Raw genomic sequence first — 18544 nt, 5'->3', positions numbered from 1 at the left:
CGCCGGTCACCCGCGCGGCGGCTCCCCGAAGAGGTCCACCGCGTTGCGCACCTCGCGCAGGGCCGCGGCCAGGGCGCTGACCGAGCCGATCGCCCCCGCGATCAGTAACAGGGAGCGGCGCAGCCGGGGGATCTCCGGGACACCGCCGACGGCCATGGCGTCCAGCGCGGCCAGCTCGTCCTCGGCGATCGGCCGGTCGGGGAATTCGGCCCGCAGCCCGGCCAGTTCGCGACGGAGGCGGGAGACGGCCATGCGCAGCTCGGCCACCCTCGGGTCCTCGGCGCTGCCGGTCACCTGCTTCTGCCCGACGCTTCGCAACACAGCACTCCCCCTCGCACATCCTCGTGCCGGTGTGTCCCCTCGGGCCTGTGGCCAAGTCCCCGGGTTCGCCCGCAAGTTAACGCCATAACAGGCAGTGTGCGCCAGCCCACGGAAAGAAGTCGGGGTGACCCCTGAGGGTGACATGCGTGTCGCGTGTGCGAAGGACTCAGTGGTATCCAGACCCCATGGTTACGGACATGACTGGAGACGCGGCTTCCGGGGCGAAGAATCCCAAGGTCGCCGGGGTGCTGCTGGCGGCCGGCGGCGGCCGGCGGCTCGGCGGCCGCCCCAAGGCGCTGCTGGAGCACCGGGGGCGCCCGCTTGTCGAGCACGCCGTGCGCTCCCTGCGCAACGGCGGCTGCGGCCCACTGCACGTGGTGCTGGGCGCGGCGGCCGACGAGGTGCGGGCCCGCGCCGATCTCACGGGGTGCGCGGTGGCGGTGAACCCGGGCTGGGAGGAGGGCATGGGCTCCTCGCTGCGGCTGGGCCTGGCGGCCCTGACCGGGACGCACGCGGACGCGGCGCTCGTCCTGTTGGTCGACCAGCCGGGCATCGGGGCGGAGGCGGTGGCCAGGGTGCGTTCGGCGTACCGCTCCCGGGCGAGTCTGGTGGCCGCCGCGTACGACGGGGAGCGGGGCCATCCGGTGCTGTTCGGGGCGGACCGGTGGGCGGACATCGCGGCGGGGGCGCGGGGCGACCAGGGGGCGCGGGCGTATCTGCGCGAGCACCGCGATGCGATCACGCTCGTGGAGTGTTCCGATGTGGCCGAGGCGTACGACATCGACACCTCGCAGGACCTGAGGCACCTGGAGTGACGATGCGGGGCGGCGGAGACGGTGCGTGGCCGCACTGGCACGCTGCGCCGCCGATGGGAGGTTTCTGTCGACCCGGAGAATCTCGACATCAACAAACCATTGAACTTCCACTATGAGGAAACTACTATCCACTGGTCAGAAGCCCTCTGAACCTCAGACGGCACCCACGGCCGTATCTCGGAGCCATGGCACGCCGTGCCGTCTCAGGCGACCCGGCGGCCATGAGACGCCGCCGCCCGCTGAAGGAGTGACAGCTCATGTCCGCACCAGCGCCGTCCACGCTGGCCATCGTCGATGCCGAGCCCCTGCCCCGGCAGGAAGAGGTCCTGACCGACGCGGCCCTCGCGTTCGTGGCCGAGCTGCACCGGCAGTTCACCCCGCGCCGCAATGAGCTGCTCGCCCGGCGCGGTGAGCGCCGCGCCGAGATCGCCCGCACCTCCACGCTGGACTTCCTGCCCGAGACGGCGGCGATCCGCGCGGACGACTCCTGGAAGGTCGCCCCGGCTCCGGCCGCTCTGAGCGACCGCCGGGTGGAGATCACCGGTCCGACCGACCGCAAGATGACCATCAACGCGCTGAACTCCGGTGCGAAGGTCTGGCTCGCCGACTTCGAGGACGCGTCCGCCCCCACGTGGGAGAACGTCGTCCTCGGCCAGCTCAACCTCACCGACGCCTACGAGCGCCGCATCGACTTCACCGACCCGGGGTCCGGCAAGTCGTACGCCCTCAAGTCCGCCGACGAGCTGGCCACGGTCGTCATGCGCCCGCGCGGCTGGCACCTGGAGGAGCGCCACCTCCAGCTGGACGGCGTCTCCGTGCCCGGGGCGCTGGTCGACTTCGGCCTCTACTTCTTCCACAACGCCAAGCGCCTGATCGACCTCGGCAAGGGCCCGTACTTCTACCTGCCGAAGACGGAGTCGCACCTGGAGGCCCGCCTCTGGAACGACATCTTCGTCTTCGCCCAGGACTACGTCGGCATCCCGCAGGGCACGGTCCGCGCGACGGTCCTGATCGAGACGATCACCGCCGCGTACGAGATGGAGGAGATCCTCTACGAGCTGCGCGACCACGCCGCCGGACTGAACGCGGGACGCTGGGACTACCTCTTCTCCATCGTCAAGAACTTCCGTGACGGCGGAGCCAAGTTCGTCCTGCCGGACCGCAACGCGGTGACGATGACCGCCCCCTTCATGCGGGCGTACACCGAACTCCTGGTCCGCACCTGCCACAAGCGCGGCGCGCACGCGATCGGCGGCATGGCGGCGTTCATCCCCTCCCGCCGCGACGCCGAGGTCAACAAGGTCGCCTTCGAGAAGGTCAAGGCCGACAAGGACCGGGAGGCGCACGACGGGTTCGACGGCTCCTGGGTCGCCCACCCCGACCTGGTCCCGATCGCCCTGGCCTCCTTCGACGCGGTCCTCGGCGAGAAGCCGAACCAGAAGGACCGGCTGCGCGAGGACGTCTCGGTGGCGGCGGGCGACCTGATCGCCATCGACACCCTCGACGCCAAGCCCACGTACGAGGGCCTGCGCAACGCCGTCGCGGTCGGCATCCGCTACATCGAGGCCTGGCTGCGAGGGCTGGGCGCGGTCGCCATCTTCAACCTGATGGAGGACGCGGCCACCGCCGAGATCTCGCGCTCGCAGATCTGGCAGTGGATCAACGCGGACGTGGTCTTCGACAACGGCCGGCACGCCACCGCCGACCTGGCCCGCAAGGTCGCCGCCGAGGAACTGGCCGCGATCCGCGCGGAGATCGGCGAGGAGGCCTTCACCGCCGGGAAGTGGCAGCAGGCCCATGACCTCCTGCTCCAGGTCTCCCTGGACCAGGACTACGCGGACTTCCTGACCCTGCCCGCGTACGAGCAGCTGCGCTGACCTCTGCGCACGCGAACCCGTACGAACCCGCGAACGGAACCGCCCCCGGCACCGCACAGCGCCGGGGGCGGTTCGCGTACCCGGCGCGCTCAGCCGCGGGCGCGGTGCAGGGTCATCTCCCACAGATCGTCCGCCGAACTGAAGCCGGACCCCGAGCCGGTCTTCCGGACCGCCGTGAGCCCCGCGTACTCGTTCACGGCCACGGGCGCGATGCCCGGCTCCAGTTCGATGTCCTGCCCGCTGCGCGCGTCGAGGACCACCGGGCCCGAAGCGGTGCTCGCGTAGACCCGGCCGTGCCGGACCGCGGTGACCTCGGGGACGATACGGCCCGCCGCCCTGTCGGGCAGCTCCCACAGCACCTTGCCGCTGGCGACGTCGACGGCGAAGACCTCGGCCGCGCGCCGGGCCGCTCCGGGGTGCCGCCCGCACACGACGACGGACTTCTCGTCGTAACGGCACTCCACGGGACGGGCCTTGTCGGCCAGGGGCTTCTCCTTGCCCGTCTTCGCGTCCACCAGGACCAGCTGGCTGCAGGACGAGAAGATGCCGCTGCGCGTCACCTTCGTGGTGATGATCCCGTCGGGGCCCGCCGACGTCGTCCACTGCGCCTGGAACGCGGGGTTCACGCCCGCGGTGCGCTTGTGGGAACGGTCCTGCCACGCCGTGTCGCCGTCCTTCATGCTCACGGCTGTCAGCACCTGGTACCGCGCGCCGTAAACCGTCGCCCAGCTGGATCTCCAGGCTGCTGCGCAGCTTGCCGGTGCCGGAGTCGATGACCAGCAGCTCGACGAAGTGCCGGGAGGCCGTGGTGCCCCGGCCGGCCTTGGACACGTGGTACGGAACGAGGACGAGCGGATCGCCGTCCGCCCGCTCCAGCACGAAGGGGGCCAGGTCGTCCCGCCGGTCCGTCTTGCGGAAGTAGTCCTTCGGGAACACCCGCTGGACGGTGTTGCGCGGGGTCAGCTCCGGCCCTGCCTGCTGCCCCGTGGCCACATCCCGGACCTGCACGCCTGTGATGTCCTTGGTGAAGAGATAGCGCCCGGCCAGCGTCGAACTCAGCAGGGGTCCGGTCTGGCCGAACGATTCGCCCGTGGGATCGGCGGCGAACTTCACGGGGGCTTCGTACGCCGTGAGTTCCGGCTTCTTGGCGGGCTTCGAGGCGACGTTCCGGTCGCCCTTGCCATCCTTCGGGGCACCGGAGTCCGCCTCCCCGGAACTGCATCCCGCCACCGCCAGGACTCCCACAACCAGCAGACCGGACAAGCCACTTCGTATGCTTCGCATCTCCCCGCCCCTCACGTACCACGACCGGTGATCCAGAGTAGGCGAGACCCCCTCACGTCCACACCGCCCCCAGCGCCACGAACCCGCAGATCAAGGCGGCCAGGATCGCCAGCAGCGGCCAGACGAAGCGCAGGTACCTGTCGTAGCCGATCTTCGCCAGGGCCACCCCGCCGATGGTGACCGCCGTCGTCGGGACCCAGAGGTTCATCCAGCCGCTGGCCGCCTGCCAGGCCGTCACCACCACCGCGCGGGAGACGCCCGCGAAGTCGGCCAGGGGGGCCAGGATCGGCATCGCGAGGGTGGCGTGGCCGGAGGTGGAGGGGATGAGGAAGGCGAGTGGCAGGTTGACGAGGAAGACGTAGACCGCGAAGAGCGCCGAGGAAGTTCCCGAGACCACGCCCTCGATGGAGTGCAGCACGGTGTCGGTGATCTGCGAGTTGTTCATGATGACCGTGACACCACGGGCGAGGACGATGACGAGCGCCGGGGAGATGAAGTCGGCCGCGCCCTGGATGACGGTCGCGCTGAGCTTCTGCTCGCCGAACCGGGCGACGACGCCCACGAGGACCGCCGCGACCAGGAACAGGGCGGCCAGTTGCGGGAAGGACCAGCCGAGTTCGAAGCCGTACGGGGTGGCGTCGGCGTCGCCTGTAAGGGCGCTGGACCAGGGGACGACCGAGAAGATCATGAAGGTGAAGACCAGGGTGACCAGGATCAGGATGATCTGGTGGAGCCGGGTCAGCTCCGGGGGCTCCGCCGCGTCCGCCGCGTTGTGGTCGCGGTCGCCGGGAAGGAAGCCTGAGAGCGAGCGTTCGGGGTTCCTGCGTACGCGGTTGGCGTACCGGATGACGTAGGCGATCGTCACCGCCGTGAGGACCACCCACATGATCGCGCGCAGCACGATGCCGTCGCCGAGCGAGATGTCCGCCGCGGACGAGGCGACGCCGGTGGCGAAGGGGTTGACCGTGGAGCAGAGCACCCCGACGCCCGCGCCGAGGATGATGGTGCCGGTGGCCACCATGCGGTCGTAACCGAGGGCCAGCATCAGGGGGATGATCAGGCCGTAGAAGCCGAGCGTCTCCTCCGCGAAGCCCTCGACCGTACCGAGCAGCGCGAAGACCAGCATCACCCCGGCGATGAGCAGCGCGCCCCGGTCGCGCAGCCGGTGGGCGAGGCGGCCGATGCCCCGGTCCAGGGCTCCGGTGGCGAACACCACCGTGATGAACGCGCCGATGGCGAGCACGAACAGGAACACGCCCGCGCTGCCGTACAGTTCGCCCGCCAGGTCCGGGCCCACCTGGCCCGTCTGCGCGTCCTGGACGCCGTAGAGGCCGTTGACCGGGGAGAGGAAGAGGTCGTTCAGGCGGTCGACGAAGCTCTGGTCGGAGTCGACGCGGTGGTACGTGCCCTGGACCGGGGCGCCGTCCTCGTCGCGGTCGTAGGCGCCGGGCGGGACGAGGAAGGCCAGGGCCCAGACGGCGAGCGTGACGACGGCGAGGATCGTGAGGGCGCTGGGAAAGGTGAACTTCGGCCCGGCCGGGGGCTCCTCCTCCAGAGCCGGTTTCGTGTCGGCGGCGCTGCTCATGCGGTGCTCCCCCGGGTGCGGGAGGCGTACGTCGCCGCGTACTCCCTCAGGAACGCGGCCTCCGCGATCACCGCCGACCGCAGCTCCGAGAAGAGGACGCGTTCGTTGGGGGCGTGCAGATTGCACATGCTGTCCTGGGCTCCGAAGAGGAGCACCTCGGCGTTCGGGACCGCCTTGGCCAGGCCGTTGACCAGCGGGATCGAGCCGCCGCTCGCGACGAAGGACGGCTCGCTCCCCCAGCCCTCCCGCAGTGCCGTGAGGGCCGCGCGGTAGGCCGGTCCGTCGGTTGCGGGTTCGAATCCGGGGCCCGTGTCGCCGGGGGTGACGGTGAGCGGGATACCGAACGGGCGCAGGGACTCCAGATGGGTGACGAGCAGGTCGCGCGCCTGTCCCGGGTCCTGCTCGGGGTGGAAGCGGAGGTTCAGCTTGGCTCGGGCGTACGGAACGACGGCGGAGGCCGCGTGGTCGACGCTCGGAGCGTCGATACCGATGACGGTGATGGCCGGGCCGCTCCAGAGGCGTTCGCCGAGGCTGCCGGAGCCGATGAGGGGCACGCCCTCCCGGACTCCGGCGAGGGAGCGGAATTCGTCCTCCGTATAGGTGGTGCCCCTCCAGTCGTCGCGGCGCAGGCCCTCGACGGCGACGTCACCGTGGACGTCGTGGAGGGTGGCCAGCGCTTTGAGGAGGGCGAGCAGGGCGTCGGGGGCGGCTCCGCCGAACTCGCCGCTGTGCCGGGGCTCGGCGAGCGTGCGGACCTCGACGACGACCTCCGCGGCGCCGCGCAGGCCGGTGGTGAGGGTGGGGCTGCCGGGGCGGAGGTTGCCCATGTCCGCGATGACCATCGCGTCGCAGGCGAAGCGGTCCGGGTCGGTGGGCGGGTAGTCGTCGAAGGCGCTCCCGTACTCCTCCTGGCCCTCCAGGACGATCTTCAGGCCGACCGGAGGACGTCCCTCGTAGGCGCGGAGTACACCCAGGTGGACGATGATGTTGGACTTGTCGTCGGCGATGCCCCGGGCCCGCAGACCGCCCTCGACGGGCGTGGGCTCGAAGGGCGGGGAGAGCCACAGCGCCTCGTCGCCGGGCGGCTGTACGTCGTAGTGGCCGTAGAGCAGGACCGTCGGCGCTCCGGCGTCCGGCGGCGGGACCTCCGCGATGACGACCGGTGCGGTGTCGGGCAGGTCCAGCCGCTCCACGTGCTCCACGCCCGCGCCCCGCAGCAGCTCCACGAGGAGGTCGTGGGCCTGCCGCACGGGCTCGGGCGGGAAGCCGGGGAAGGCGATGGACGGGATGGCCGTCAGCCGTTCCAGGTCGGCGACGAGACCGTCCATCAGCGCGTCGGCCCGCGTACACAGGTCGTCTCCCAGGTCCATGGTTCAGCCCCTTCGATCCCTCGGCCTTCTGGCCCTTCTGGGATCAATGGACCATAAGGGGCGGATCGCCGCATGCCTGCGGCAGCCGGTGCGCCGACCCGCGTCAGCCGGCCAGGACGACCGTGCGCTGGGCCGAGAAGTCGCCCCACTTGCCGTCCGGCAGCTTGGCCCGGAGCTTCATGGAGTACCGGGTGCCGGGAGGGTCCGCGAGGTTCAGCCGGTAGGCGGCCCGGCCCTTCGGGGGCGTACCGCCCCAGACGATGGTGGTGGTGAGCCTGCCGTTCAGATACAGCTCGTAGGCCGGTACCGCCCCGCCCGTCTCCGGCTGGTCCCAGGAGAGGTCGACGGTGAACTCCGCGCCTTCCTTGCCGATCTCGGCGCGCAGCCCGGTGGGAGCGGTGCTCGCGGGGGCGCCGGGGGCCGAGGCCGTGGTGAGGTCGGCGGTGTTGCTGTCGGGCGAGGACTGGTCGGAGGCGTCGCGGGCCCGCACGGTGAAGCTGTAGACGGTTCCGGGGCGCAGGCCGGTCAGTTTCGCGGTCGTCGCATCGCCCGGCACGCTGTGGATGCGGGAGTCCTCCTGGTAGACGTCGTACGAGGTGACGCCGACGTCGTCCTTGGCCGCCTGCCAGGTCAGGGTGGCCGCGCGGCTGCCGTCGGCCCTTGCGGTCAGCTTCGCGGGGGCGGTGGGAGGCTCCTCGTCCTTGGGCGGGGTGGCCCGGGTGGTGACGGGGATGGCGGCGCTGGGGACGGAGAGGTTCCCGGCGGTGTCCTTGGACCGGACGGTGAAGGTGTAGTCCGTCGAGGCGGTCAGCCCGTCGACGTCGATCATGCGCTTGACCGCGGGGACGGCCTTGACCTTGGTCTTTCCTCGATAGACCTCGTAACCGGCGATCTGCCTGTCGTCGGTGGCAGGCTCCCACATGACGTGCACCGAGGTGGAGCTGCTGGCCTGCGCGGTCACGCCCTCCGGGGCGCTGGGCCGCTGCGTGTCGGCGTCGGCGGTGCCGCCGCACGCGGTGAGGGTGGCGAGGAGCAGGACGGCGGAACAGGTCAACGCGGCAGATATGTGGGGGCGTTGCACGGGGGTGCCTTCCATCCGGACAGCAATGGTCCAGACCTGTATGACATGGCGTGGGGGCCGCCGACAAGGGTCGGGCCGGGGAACCTTCCGCTGTCCGGCGGTGCGCGCGACGATGAGTTTCCGGCGGCGACGGAGTCTTCCCTGCATGGATACGCATGAGACACCTGTGTCCGGCACCGCTTCAGCCCCGGACCTGGGACCGGCCGCCAGGCGGATCGCGGGCCTGCTCGGCGGGGTCGACGACGCCCGCCTGGACGCGCCCACCCCCTGCCCCGACTACGCGGTGCGTGAGCTGCTCGGCCACCTCGCCATGCTCGCCGCCGCCTTCCGGGACGCGGCCCGCAAGGACCTCGGGCCCAGCACGGCCGTCGCCCCGGACAGCGCCCTCCCCGTCCTCGACGACGACTGGCGAGAGGTGCTGCCCAGGCTCCTGGAGGAGGTGGCGGCGGCCTGGCGCTCCCCCGATGCCTGGACGGGCATGACCCGGGCGGGCGGCGTGGACCTGCCCGGCGAGGTGGCGGGGGCCGTGGCGCTCGACGAACTCGTCGTCCACGGCTGGGACCTGGCCCGCTCGACGGGTCAGCCGTACGAGGCGGGCGAGGCCGAGCTGCGGTCCTGCGAGGCGCTCCTCGCCCCGGACGAGGACGACCCGGACCGCGGGGGCATCTTCGGGCCGCCGGTCGCGGTGCCGGCCGGCGCCCCGCTGCTGGACCGGGTGATCGCCCTCAGCGGCCGCCGTCCGGACTGGCGGCCGGAGGGCTGAGCAGGCGACGGCGAAGCGCCGCGGGGCCCGTCCTCAGCTGGTGAAGAACTCCGTGATGTGCGCGGCCACCTGGTCCGCGCGGGTCTGGTGCATCCGGTGGCCGCCCGGGACCGTGATCAGCCGGCAGTCCGGAATCAGGGAGGCCGTGTCGGCCTGGCGGTGCTGTTCCATCGTGCTCTCCGGGCCGCCGCCGATGATCAGCGTCGGGGCGACGATGTCGCCGAGGCCGTCCGCGGCGTCCGGTCCCGGGTCGGCGAGCTGGTCCCGTACGGCCGCCACCGCGTTCTCGTCGTAGTCCACCGGGCCCTCGGGCCGCCCCGCCGGGCCCGGGTCGCCGGGGAACGGCGCCGGGGTCTCCACCAGCACCAGCCGCTCCACCCGGTCCGAATGCTCCTGGGCCAGCAGCCGGGCGGCGACGCCTCCCATGCCGTGGCCGACGAGTCCCACCCGGTCCAGCTCCAGTTCGTCGAGGAACCCCACGACGTCCTCGGCCATCAGCTCCAGGTCGTACGCGTCGGGCCAGTCGCTCTCGCCGTGGCCGCGCAGGTCCAGGGCGAAGACCCGCCACTCCTGGCCCAGCAGGGAGCCGGCCGCCTCCCAGTCCGCGGCCGAACCGCCCAGGCCGTGCAGCAGCACGACGGGCGAGCCGTACGAGTCGCCCCAGGTCCGGTACGCGAGGCGTACATCGCCGACATCCACCACTGACTGATCTTCTATGCCCCTGACGCTACAGCCGCCGGGCGGCGTACGGCTCCGGGGGGCCGTCGCACGGCCGGGCCGGACACGGCCGAGGGCCCCGCGTCGTGCGCGGGGCCCCGCCGAGTCGGTCACCGGTCGTGTCGTCAGTGGACGCCCACCCCGGCGGCCGCCGGTACCGCGCGGTCACCGCTGTGCTGTTCTTCGTCCTCCGCGTCGGGCCTGCGTCCGAAGTGGTTGAAGGCGAGGTTCAGCACGATCGCCACCACACAGCCGGTGGAGATGCCCGAGTCGAGGACGACCAGCAGGTCCTCGGGGAAGGCGTGGTAGAACTGCGGCGCGGCGATCGGGATCAGGCCGATACCGACGGCGGCGGCGACGATCAGCGCGTTCTCGCCCTTCTCCAGGGCGGCGGTGGCCAGGGTCTGGATGCCGCTGGCCGCGACCGTGCCGAAGAGGACGATGCCCGCGCCGCCGAGCACCGGCAGCGGTACGAGGGCGATGACCGAGGCCGCGACCGGGACCAGGCCGAGCAGGATCAGAATCCCGCCGCCGACCGCGACGACGAAGCGGCTGCGGATCTTCGTCATGGCGACGAGTCCGACGTTCTGGGCGAAGGCGCTGCACATAAAACCGTTGAAGATCGGGCTGATGGCGCTGCCCAGGGTGTCGGCGCGCAGACCGCCCTCGATGATCCGCTCGTCGGCCGGCCGACCGACGATCTTGCCGAGGGCCAGCATGTCCGCGGTGGACTCGGTCATGCAGACCAGCATCACGATGCACATGGAGACGATGGCGGCGATCTCGAACTGGGGGCCGCCGAAGGCGAACGGCGTCGGGAAGCCGACCACATCGGCGTTCTTGATGGCGCTGAAGTCGGTGATGCCCGCCGGGATGGCGACCAGGGTGCCGATGATCAGGCCGAGCAGGATCGCGATCTGCTGGAGGAAGCCGCGCAGCAGCTTGCGCATGGCCAGCACGATCACCAGGGTCACGGCGGCCATGGTGATGTTGGTCATCGAACCGTAGTCGTCCGCCGCGGCGTTGCCGCCCTGGGACCAGTTGAAGGCGACCGGCAGCAGCGAGACGCCGATCAGGGTGATGACCGTGCCGGTGACGACGGGCGGGAAGAAGCGGACCAGTTTCCCGAAGTACGGAGCGAGGACGAACCCGAGGAGGCTCGCGACGATGATCGCGCCGAAGATCACGGCGATCCCTTCGTCTCCCCGGTCCTTGCCTATCGCGATCATCGGGGCGACCCCGGCGAACGAGACGCCGTTGACGAAGGGCAGCCGGGCGCCGACCTTCCAGAAGCCGATGGTCTGGAGCAGGGTGGCTATGCCCGCGGTGAACAGGCTCGCCCCCATCAGGAAGGCGGTCTCCTTGGCGGTGAGGCCGACGGCCGGCCCCACGATCAGCGGCGGTGCTACCACGCCCGCGTACATGGCGGCCACGTGCTGGAGGCCGCTGGTGAACATCTTCAGTGGGGGGAGGGTCTCGTCGACCGGATGCTTCCGGTCGGTTCCTGCCTCTGCGACGGCATCGTCCGCTGCTTCGGCGGCTGCATCTGCGTCTTTGTGAAACCTGGGCTTGGCGGCCACGGCGGTTCCTCCGGTCGGTTACACGTCATCGGCGACGCGGGTGTCAGGGAGGTGGTGCGTAGGAGTGCGGTGGTGCGGCTCTCTCAGGTGGTGCAGGTCGTGCAGATGGTGCAGGTGGTGCGCTTGTTGCGGGCGGGTGGCGCGGTGGGGGCGCGTACGGGCAGGGGTCTTCACCGGTCCGGCGGGCGCGCACCATGGGGTGCGCGTCCGCCGGACCGGCTGCCGTGGACCCCGCTCGGGTCCACGGCGGCCGGTCTCGGGCCGTCCCCCTCGACCGGCCGGTCGGGGATTCCGCCGGGGACCAGTGGCTGCCCGGCGGTTCGGGGATTCCGCCGGAGTCAGGCCCCGGCGGCGATCTGCGCGAGGCGGCGGGCCTCGTCGCGGGTGACGCGGGCGATGGCGTCCTCGTCCACCGTGGTGAGGTGGTTGCCCTCGACGACCGGCTTGCCGTCGACGAGGGAGAGGGTCACCGGGGCGGCCGCGCCGAAGACGAGCGCGGTCACCGGGTCGGCGATCGAGGAGTGGGCCAGGGTGTCCAGCTTCCACAGGACGAGGTCGGCGAGCTTGCCGGCCTCCAGGGAACCGATCTGGTCGGCGCGGCCCAGGACCTGGGCGCCGCCGAAGGTCCCGAGGCGCAGGGCCTGACGGGCGTTCAGAGCGGCCTCGCGGTGGGCGCCGAGGCGGTTGATGAGCAGGGCGTTGCGCAGCTCGGTGTGCAGTTCGCCGGACTCGTTGGAGGCCGTGCCGTCCACGCCGAGGCCGACCGGAACGCCCGCGGCGAGCATGTCGGGGACCCGGGCGATGCCCGCGGCGAGGCGGGCGTTGGAGGACGGACAGTGGGCGACGCCCGTACCCGTACGGGCGAAGGCGGCGATGTCCGAGTCGTTCATGTGGACGCAGTGGGCCATCCACACGTCACTGCCGAGCCAGCCGGTCGACTCGAAGTAGTCGGTCGGGCCCATCCCGAACAGTTCCTTGCAGAACTGCTCCTCCTCGACGGTCTCCGACCCGTGGGTGTGCAGCCGGACGTTCTTGCGGCGGGCCAGCTCGGCGCCCTGGCGCATCAGTTCGGTGGAGACCGAGAACGGCGAGCAGGGGGCGACGGCGATCTGCGTCATCGCGTCGAAGGAGGCGTCGTGGTGGGCGTCGATCGTCGCCTCGGTGGCGGCGAGCGCGCCCTCCAGGGTCTCGACGGCGAAGTCCGGCGGCAGGCCGCCGTCCTTCTCGCTGCGGTCCATGGAGCCCCGGGCGAGGGTGAACCGTACGCCCATCTCGCGGGCGGCCCCGATGATCGCGCCGGACAGGTCGCCGGAGCCCTTCGGGAAGACGTAGTGGTGGTCCATGGCGGTGGTGACGCCGCCACGGGCCAGCATGGCCAGCGAGCCCTGCGCGGCGGCGCGGGCCATCGGCTCGTCGATGCGCGCCCAGGTCGGGTAGAGGGCCACGAGCCAGTTGAAGAGGTTGTGGTCGGTGGCCAGGCCTCGGGTGATCCACTGGTAGAAGTGGTGGTGGGTGTTGACCAGGCCGGGCGTCGCGAGGTGCCCGGTGGCGTCGATGCGCCGGACGACCCCGGCGAGGCCCTCCGGTGCCTTGCCGGCGCCGACGGACTCGATGCGGTTGCCCGCCACGACGATGTAGCCGGAGGCGTACTCCGTGTCGTTGGCGTCGACGGTGGCGATCGAACAGTTCTCGATGATGATGCGCTGAGGGTCTGCCGAAGCTGCCATGGTGCTTCCTTCTTCTTTCTGTGGCGATGTGGGCACGGCAGGACCCTAGGAGGATTTGAGTGCCACAGCGGTGCGGCTGTGGGTGCCGAGATGGTGGAAGAACAGATTGAGCACGACGGCGACCAGCGCTCCCGCACTGATTCCGGAGCCCAGGACGGTCTGCGCCCAGGCCGGGAAACCGGCGTAGAAGGTGGGCGCGGCGAGCGGGATGATGCCCGCGCCGAGCGCGACGGCGACCAGGATGATGTTGGAGCTGTCGTCGAGTCCGGCCTCGGAGAGCGTACGGATGCCGCTCACGGCGATGGAGCCGAACAGGACGATGCCCGCGCCGCCGAGCACCGGCATCGGGACGAGCGAGACGACCGCGCCGAGGACCGGGAAGGCGCCGAGGATCAGGAGCGCGCCACCGGCCGCCGCGACCACGTACCGGCTGCGTACCCGGGTCAGCGAGACGACGCCGACGTTCTGGGCGAAGGCGCTGGTGGGGAAGGAGCCGAAGACCGGGCCGATCAGGGTCGCGATGCCGTCGGTGCGCAGACCCCGGGTGATCGTACGGCCGTCGGTGCGGCGCTCGCAGATCTCGCCGAGGGCCAGCATGCCTGCGGAGGACTCCGTCATCAGGACGAGCATGACGATGCAGAGGGAGAGGATCGCGGCGGGCTGGAACTCGGGCGCGCCGAAGGCGAAGGGGGTCGGCAGGGCGGCGAGCGGGGCGGACTTCATCGCGGAGAAGTCGGCGAGTCCGAACGGGATCGCGGCCAGCGTGCCGACGAACATGCCCATCAGCAGGGCGACCTGCTTGAGGAAGCCGCGCCCGAAGCGCTGGATCAGCAGGATGACGACGAGGGTGAAGGCGGCCAGCGCCAGGTACTTCATGGCGCCGAAGTCGGCGGCGGTTGCGTCGCCGCCCTGGGCCCAGGCGACCGGGACCGGCATGAGCGTCACGCCGATGAGGGTGATGACCACACCGGTGACGAGCGGCGGGAAGAAGCGCAGCAGCCTGCCGAAGAACGGTCCGACCAGCAGGCAGAACGCTCCGGCGACGAGCACCGCCCCGTAGATCGCGGGCAGTTGGTGCCCGGGGGCGCTGGTCTCGGCGATGGCGAGCATCGGGGCGATACCGGCGGAGGAGGCGGCGTTGACGAACGGCAGGCGGTTCCCGGCGAAGCGGCCGAGGCCGATCGTCTGGAGGATGGTGGCGAGTCCCGCGATCAGGAGGCTCGCCGCGATGAGCCGGGTCATTCCGGCGGCGTCCAGGCCGACGGCCTGGCCGATGATCAGCGGAGGGGTGACGACGCCCGCGTACATGGCGGCGATGTGCTGGAGCGCGGCGGGGACGAGCCGCGCGGGAGGAAGCTTCTCGTCGACCGGGTGAACCGCCGTGTCGGCAGTGGTGGCCGGTGAGGTTCTGGCTGGGCCTTCTGCCGGCCCCGATGCAGGCTGTGCCATGGGTGTTCCCTCCGGGATGACCGGCCCCCGCCCGACTGCGGGCGGACGGGGGCCGGTTCAGTGCCGCGTCAGAGGTTGGTCATGTCGACCGGGATCTTCGGCTCGACGCCGTCCCGGAGCACGGTGGCCTCGATCAGACCGTAGGGACGGTCCGCCGCGAAGTAGACCTCATTGTCGTTCTTGAGGCCGAACGGTTCGAGGTCCACCAGGAAGTGGTGGTTGTTCGGCAGCGAGAAGCGGATCTCGTCGATCTCGCTGCGGCTGTTGATGATGCGCGAACCCATCTGGTACAGGGTCTGCTGGAGCGAGAGGGAGTACGTCTCGGCGAAGGCCTGGAGCATGTGCTTGCGCGCCTGCTCGTAGGACTTCTCCCAGTTCGGCATGCGCTGCTCGTCGCTGGTCCAGTTGTAGCGCCAGCGCGCGGAGACGTCGGTCGCCAGGATGCGGTCGTACGCCTCCTTCAGCGTCGTGTACTTGTCCTTGACGTAGCCCCAGAACTCGGAGTTGGTCGAGTTCATCACCGTCAGGTCCTTGAGGCCCGAGATGACCTCCCAGTTCTCACCGTCGTAGGTGATCTGGGACACGCGGGTCTCCTGGCCCTTGCGGGCGAAGGAGTGCTTGACGTCGTCGGCGCCGATGAACCTGGAGTTGCCGTCGGAGGTCGCGATGCGCTCCCAGGCGTACTCCTCTATCCGGATCCGGGCGCGGTGGATCGGCTCCTGCGAGGAGACGAAGTGCCGGGCGAGGTGGATGCCGAACTGCTCGGCGGACTCGATCCCGTGCTCCTTGGCGAACGCGAACACCGTGTTCTTGGTGGTGTCGGTCGGCAGGACGTTGGCGTTGGAGCCGGAGTAGTGCACGTCGTCCATGTCGCCGGAGAGGGCGACCGAGACGTTCAGGTCCTTGATGTGGTGGGTGTCGCCGTCCCGCGTGATCTTGACGACGCGGTTCTCTGCTTTGCCGTACTGGTTCTGGCCGAGAATCGTGGGCATGTCGGTGCTAGCTCCCTCGGTAAACGGAGTAGCCGAACGGGTTGAGCAGCAGCGGTACGTGATAGTGCTCGCCCGGGACGACCGCGAACGCGATCGTCACTTCCGGGAAGAACGCGCCGCTGTCCCTTACGCGGGGGGCGTCCTGCTGCGCCTCGGCTTGCTTCTTGGAAAAGTACGTCTCGGTGTCGAAGTCGAGACGCACGTGGGTGGTGCCCTCCGGCAGCGCCGGCAGGTCCTTGCAACGCCCGTCCGCGTCCGTCGCCGATGCGCCGAGCGTCACATACGGCGCGTCGCTTCCGCTGCGGGCGGCGAGCGATACGGCGACGGACGCGGCGGGGCGGCCGATGCTGGTGTCCAGGATGTGCGTGGACACCGATGCGGTCGTGTCGGTACTCAAGACCGTCACTCTCCTAGATCTCAAGAGTCCTGCGCGGGAGCGCCCTCTGCGAGGGTCTCCTGTACGAGACGGGTCAGCCGGATGCGGTTGATCTTGCCCAGTTCGGTGCGCACGATCTCCTGCTCCTGCTCGGGTGAGTTCCCGATCCGGGACTTCACCGCGTCGCGCATCTGCTCACCGGTGGCGCCGGTGGCGCAGATCAGGAAGACATGTCCGAACCGCTCCTGGTAGGCCAGGTTCAGTTCGAGCATCTCGGTCTTGAGCTCCTCGGAGGCGCCGGCCATGCCCCGCTGCTCGCGGGAGGAGGTCGGGTCGCCGGGCTTCGGGCGGCCGATCGGCGGGTGGCCTGCCATCGCTTCGGCCAGATCCTCCGCGGTGAGCTCGGCCATGGCGGCGTCGCTCGCGGAGAGGAGGGCTTCCACGGTGGCGTACGGACGCCCGGCGAGAATGGTGTTTCCCCAGGTCCCACTGGCACACACCTCGTGCAGTACGGGAGTGGCCTCGCCGACCGCCAGGGTGTTGAACCGGGTGAGGCCCGGTGTGGAGCTCGAAGTCACGGGAGCCTCCGTGGCTGTTTTTCGCTGTGCGTTGTTCGGGCTGCGGATAGCTAACGCCCTCCACAACACGACGTCAACACTTTGTTGAAATCTCGCGAACGAAGAAAGCCGCCGTCCCGACATGCGGACAGCGGCTTTCCTGGGCGTTCGGCCAACTACTCACCCTTGGGTGAAAGTTCCCGGTTGAGGTAGTTGTACACGGTGAACCTGGAGACCCCCAGGGCTCCGGCCACGGTTTCGACGCCATGCCGTACGGAGAAGGCACCGCGTGCCTCCAGGGTCCGGACGACGGATTGCTTGGCCTTGCGGTCCAGGTCGGCGAGCGGCATCCCGTGCCGCCTCGCCATGGCGGCGAGGATGTGGTCCAGCGAGTCGGACAGCTGGGGCAGGCGCACGGCTATGACGTCCCGGCCCTCCCAGGCGAGCACCACGTCGTCCGGCTGGGCCTGCTCGGGGCCCAGCAGCTCCGCGCCCATCGCGTCGACGAGCGGCTTGACCGCGGAGACCAGAGGGTGATCGGCCGGCCCCGACGAGCGACCGGCTGCTTCCGAGGAGCGACGGGCTGACCCATGGGGATGATCGACCGCCCCCCGGGACTGATCGGCGGATTCGGTCACGGGGTGCCCTCCCCGATCACGTTGACCTGGAGCGAGACCCGGGTGGCGCCCGAGGCCAGGGCCTGGCGCAGCAGGGAGTCCACGGCGGTGAGCACCTCGTCCGCGCCCCCTTCCGCCGTGTTCCCGAACGGGCCGACGTCCACCGCGTCGAGCTCGGCTCCCTGGATGACCTCGCGGGCCACCACCGCGTGGGCGGGCGCCTCGTCGAGATCGAAGGGCTCGGTGGTGAATTCCACCCTCAAGCGCACTGTGCCTCCCTGATGTCCTCGCCGCGGGTGCGGGCTCGCGCGGCTCGGCCACGACTGTAGCCGCTGGAGCGGACCCGCCCCCGGTGTGCGCGAGGTGCGTCCGGCCGCACCCGTCGCACAGCGCCCGGAGACCGGGCAGGCGCAACGGACCCGCGGCGGAAGGCGCCCCGGCGGCCGGTTCCGCACGCCGTCGACCGGGGCGAATTTCGCGGCACCCCCTTGACAGCCCCGCCACCCTCCGGGCAATCTTCCGTTAAGCAGAAACTAACTTCCGCAATACGGAAGGAGCGCCGAAATCCTCATGGGATACCCGGACCAGCGCTTCGATGTGAACCTTTCGATCCTCTTCACGGAACTCCCGCTCCTGGAGCGTCCCGCGGCAGCCGCCGCGGCGGGCTTCACGGCGGTCGAGCTGTGGTGGCCCTGGATCGAGACCCCCACCCCGCCGCAGGCGGAGCTCGACGCCCTCAAGAAGGCGCTCGACGACGCCGGCACCCAGCTGGTGGGGCTGAACTTCTACGCCGGACAGCTGCCCGGCCCCGACCGCGGCGCGCTCTCCGTGCCCGGCGCGGAGTCGGACCGCTTCCGGGCCAACATCGAGGTGGCGGCCGACTTCGCCGCCTCGGTCGGCTGCAAGGCGCTCAACGCGCTGTACGGCAACCGCGTCGAGGGCGCGGACCCGGTGGTGCAGGACGCGCTCGCCCTGGAGAACCTGGTGCTGGCGGCCCGCGCGGCCGACCGCATCGGGGCGATCCTCCTCGTCGAGACCCTCAACAAGCCGGAGTCGCCGCTCTATCCGCTGGTCAGCGCACCGGCCGCGATCGAGGTCGTCGACAAGGTCAACGCGGCGACGGGCCTCGGGAACGCGAAGTTCCTGCTGGACCTCTACCACCTCTCGATGAACGGCGAGGACCTGAGCCAGGTCATCAAGGCGTACGCCGCGAAGACCGGTCACGTCCAGATCGCCGACAACCCGGGCCGCGGCGCGCCGGGCACCGGCTCGCTCCCGCTGGAGCAGCTGCTCGACGAGCTGAAGGACGCCGGCTACACGGGCTGGGTCGGCCTGGAGTACAAGCCGGGCGACCGCCCGAGCGCCGACTCCTTCGACTGGCTCCCGGCGTCGGCCCGAGCGGCCCGCTGACCGGCCGCGGGCGGGCCGGGTCC

General features: G+C 70.8%; 18 protein-coding genes. 4 read left to right on the top strand and 14 right to left on the bottom strand.

The annotated features are described in order from the left end of the window. Positions 1-6 precede the first annotated feature (6 nt). Positions 7-321 carry a DUF5955 family protein gene (locus tag RI138_RS28090; protein WP_311122129.1) on the bottom strand — a complete coding sequence of 105 codons (315 nt, stop codon included), beginning with the start codon at positions 319-321 and terminating at the stop codon, positions 7-9. Positions 322-506: 185 nt separating this feature from the next. On the opposite strand from RI138_RS28090, the gene RI138_RS28085 reads away from it, so the two are divergent. Both RI138_RS28085 and aceB read left to right on the top strand, forming a co-directional pair. Beyond that, positions 507-1136, top strand: coding sequence for a nucleotidyltransferase family protein (locus RI138_RS28085; RefSeq protein WP_398863893.1), 630 nt, complete (start codon positions 507-509; stop codon positions 1134-1136). A 257-nt stretch (positions 1137-1393) separates the two neighbouring features. Next, positions 1394-3013, top strand: coding sequence for a malate synthase A (gene aceB / locus RI138_RS28080; protein WP_311122127.1), 1620 nt, complete (start codon positions 1394-1396; stop codon positions 3011-3013). 89 nt (positions 3014-3102) lie between these two features. Here aceB and RI138_RS28075 read toward each other — a convergent pair whose 3' ends face one another. The 4 genes from RI138_RS28075 to RI138_RS28060 form a co-directional block, all read right to left on the bottom strand. Continuing rightward, positions 3103-3699, bottom strand: a complete 597-nt coding sequence (locus RI138_RS28075; protein ID WP_398863891.1) for a hypothetical protein — start codon at positions 3697-3699, stop codon at positions 3103-3105. 650 nt (positions 3700-4349) lie between these two features. Further along, a complete protein-coding gene (locus RI138_RS28070) occupies positions 4350-5882 on the bottom strand; it encodes a YfcC family protein (RefSeq protein ID WP_311122125.1) in 1533 nt (510 codons plus the stop codon). Then, a complete protein-coding gene (locus tag RI138_RS28065) occupies positions 5879-7252 on the bottom strand; it encodes a M20/M25/M40 family metallo-hydrolase (RefSeq protein WP_311122124.1) in 1374 nt (457 codons plus the stop codon). Before RI138_RS28065 ends, RI138_RS28070 begins: the two co-directional genes overlap by 4 nt. Before the next feature lie 103 nt (positions 7253-7355). Next, a complete protein-coding gene (locus RI138_RS28060) occupies positions 7356-8348 on the bottom strand; it encodes a fibronectin type III domain-containing protein (protein WP_311122123.1) in 993 nt (330 codons plus the stop codon). A 130-nt stretch (positions 8349-8478) separates the two neighbouring features. Between RI138_RS28060 and RI138_RS28055 the strand changes: the two genes are divergently transcribed. After that, the gene (locus tag RI138_RS28055) at positions 8479-9096 is read left to right on the top strand and encodes a TIGR03086 family metal-binding protein (RefSeq protein WP_311122122.1); all 618 of its coding nucleotides are present in this window, start codon (positions 8479-8481) and stop codon (positions 9094-9096) included. Between the two features lie 33 nt (positions 9097-9129). Here RI138_RS28055 and RI138_RS28050 read toward each other — a convergent pair whose 3' ends face one another. From RI138_RS28050 to RI138_RS28010, 9 genes are all read right to left on the bottom strand, one after another. Next, positions 9130-9795 carry an alpha/beta fold hydrolase gene (locus tag RI138_RS28050; RefSeq protein WP_311123039.1) on the bottom strand — a complete coding sequence of 222 codons (666 nt, stop codon included), beginning with the start codon at positions 9793-9795 and terminating at the stop codon, positions 9130-9132. A gap of 143 nt (positions 9796-9938) precedes the next feature. After that, positions 9939-11393 (bottom strand): nucleobase:cation symporter-2 family protein, encoded by a 1455-nt coding sequence (locus RI138_RS28045; RefSeq protein ID WP_311122121.1) that lies wholly within the window; start codon positions 11391-11393, stop codon positions 9939-9941. A gap of 338 nt (positions 11394-11731) precedes the next feature. Next, entirely contained in the window at positions 11732-13120 is a 1389-nt protein-coding gene (locus RI138_RS28040) for an 8-oxoguanine deaminase (protein ID WP_311122120.1), read from the bottom strand. A gap of 45 nt (positions 13121-13165) precedes the next feature. After that, positions 13166-14569, bottom strand: coding sequence for a nucleobase:cation symporter-2 family protein (locus RI138_RS28035; RefSeq protein WP_311122119.1), 1404 nt, complete (start codon positions 14567-14569; stop codon positions 13166-13168). Between the two features lie 68 nt (positions 14570-14637). Further along, entirely contained in the window at positions 14638-15561 is a 924-nt protein-coding gene (gene pucL / locus RI138_RS28030; RefSeq protein WP_006128585.1) for a factor-independent urate hydroxylase, read from the bottom strand. 7 nt (positions 15562-15568) lie between these two features. Beyond that, on the bottom strand, positions 15569-15958 hold the full coding sequence (gene uraH / locus RI138_RS28025; RefSeq protein ID WP_018514694.1) for a hydroxyisourate hydrolase: 390 nt from the start codon (positions 15956-15958) through the stop codon (positions 15569-15571). Between the two features lie 20 nt (positions 15959-15978). Next, positions 15979-16515 carry a 2-oxo-4-hydroxy-4-carboxy-5-ureidoimidazoline decarboxylase gene (uraD, locus tag RI138_RS28020; protein WP_311122118.1) on the bottom strand — a complete coding sequence of 179 codons (537 nt, stop codon included), beginning with the start codon at positions 16513-16515 and terminating at the stop codon, positions 15979-15981. A 155-nt stretch (positions 16516-16670) separates the two neighbouring features. Next, positions 16671-16991 (bottom strand): helix-turn-helix domain-containing protein, encoded by a 321-nt coding sequence (locus RI138_RS28015; protein ID WP_311123038.1) that lies wholly within the window; start codon positions 16989-16991, stop codon positions 16671-16673. Positions 16992-17128: 137 nt separating this feature from the next. Next, complete coding sequence (locus RI138_RS28010) at positions 17129-17380, bottom strand: hypothetical protein (RefSeq protein ID WP_311122117.1); 252 nt, start codon at positions 17378-17380, stop codon at positions 17129-17131. Positions 17381-17681: 301 nt separating this feature from the next. Between RI138_RS28010 and RI138_RS28005 the strand changes: the two genes are divergently transcribed. Continuing rightward, entirely contained in the window at positions 17682-18521 is an 840-nt protein-coding gene (locus RI138_RS28005; protein ID WP_096625453.1) for a TIM barrel protein, read from the top strand. The last annotated feature ends 23 nt before the right edge of the window (positions 18522-18544 follow it).

Source organism: Streptomyces durocortorensis, from assembly GCF_031760065.1.
Classification (GTDB): Bacteria; Actinomycetota; Actinomycetes; order Streptomycetales; family Streptomycetaceae; genus Streptomyces.
Note: the sequence above shows the minus strand (reverse complement) of the source record. Positions and strands in the feature narration are given on the sequence as shown.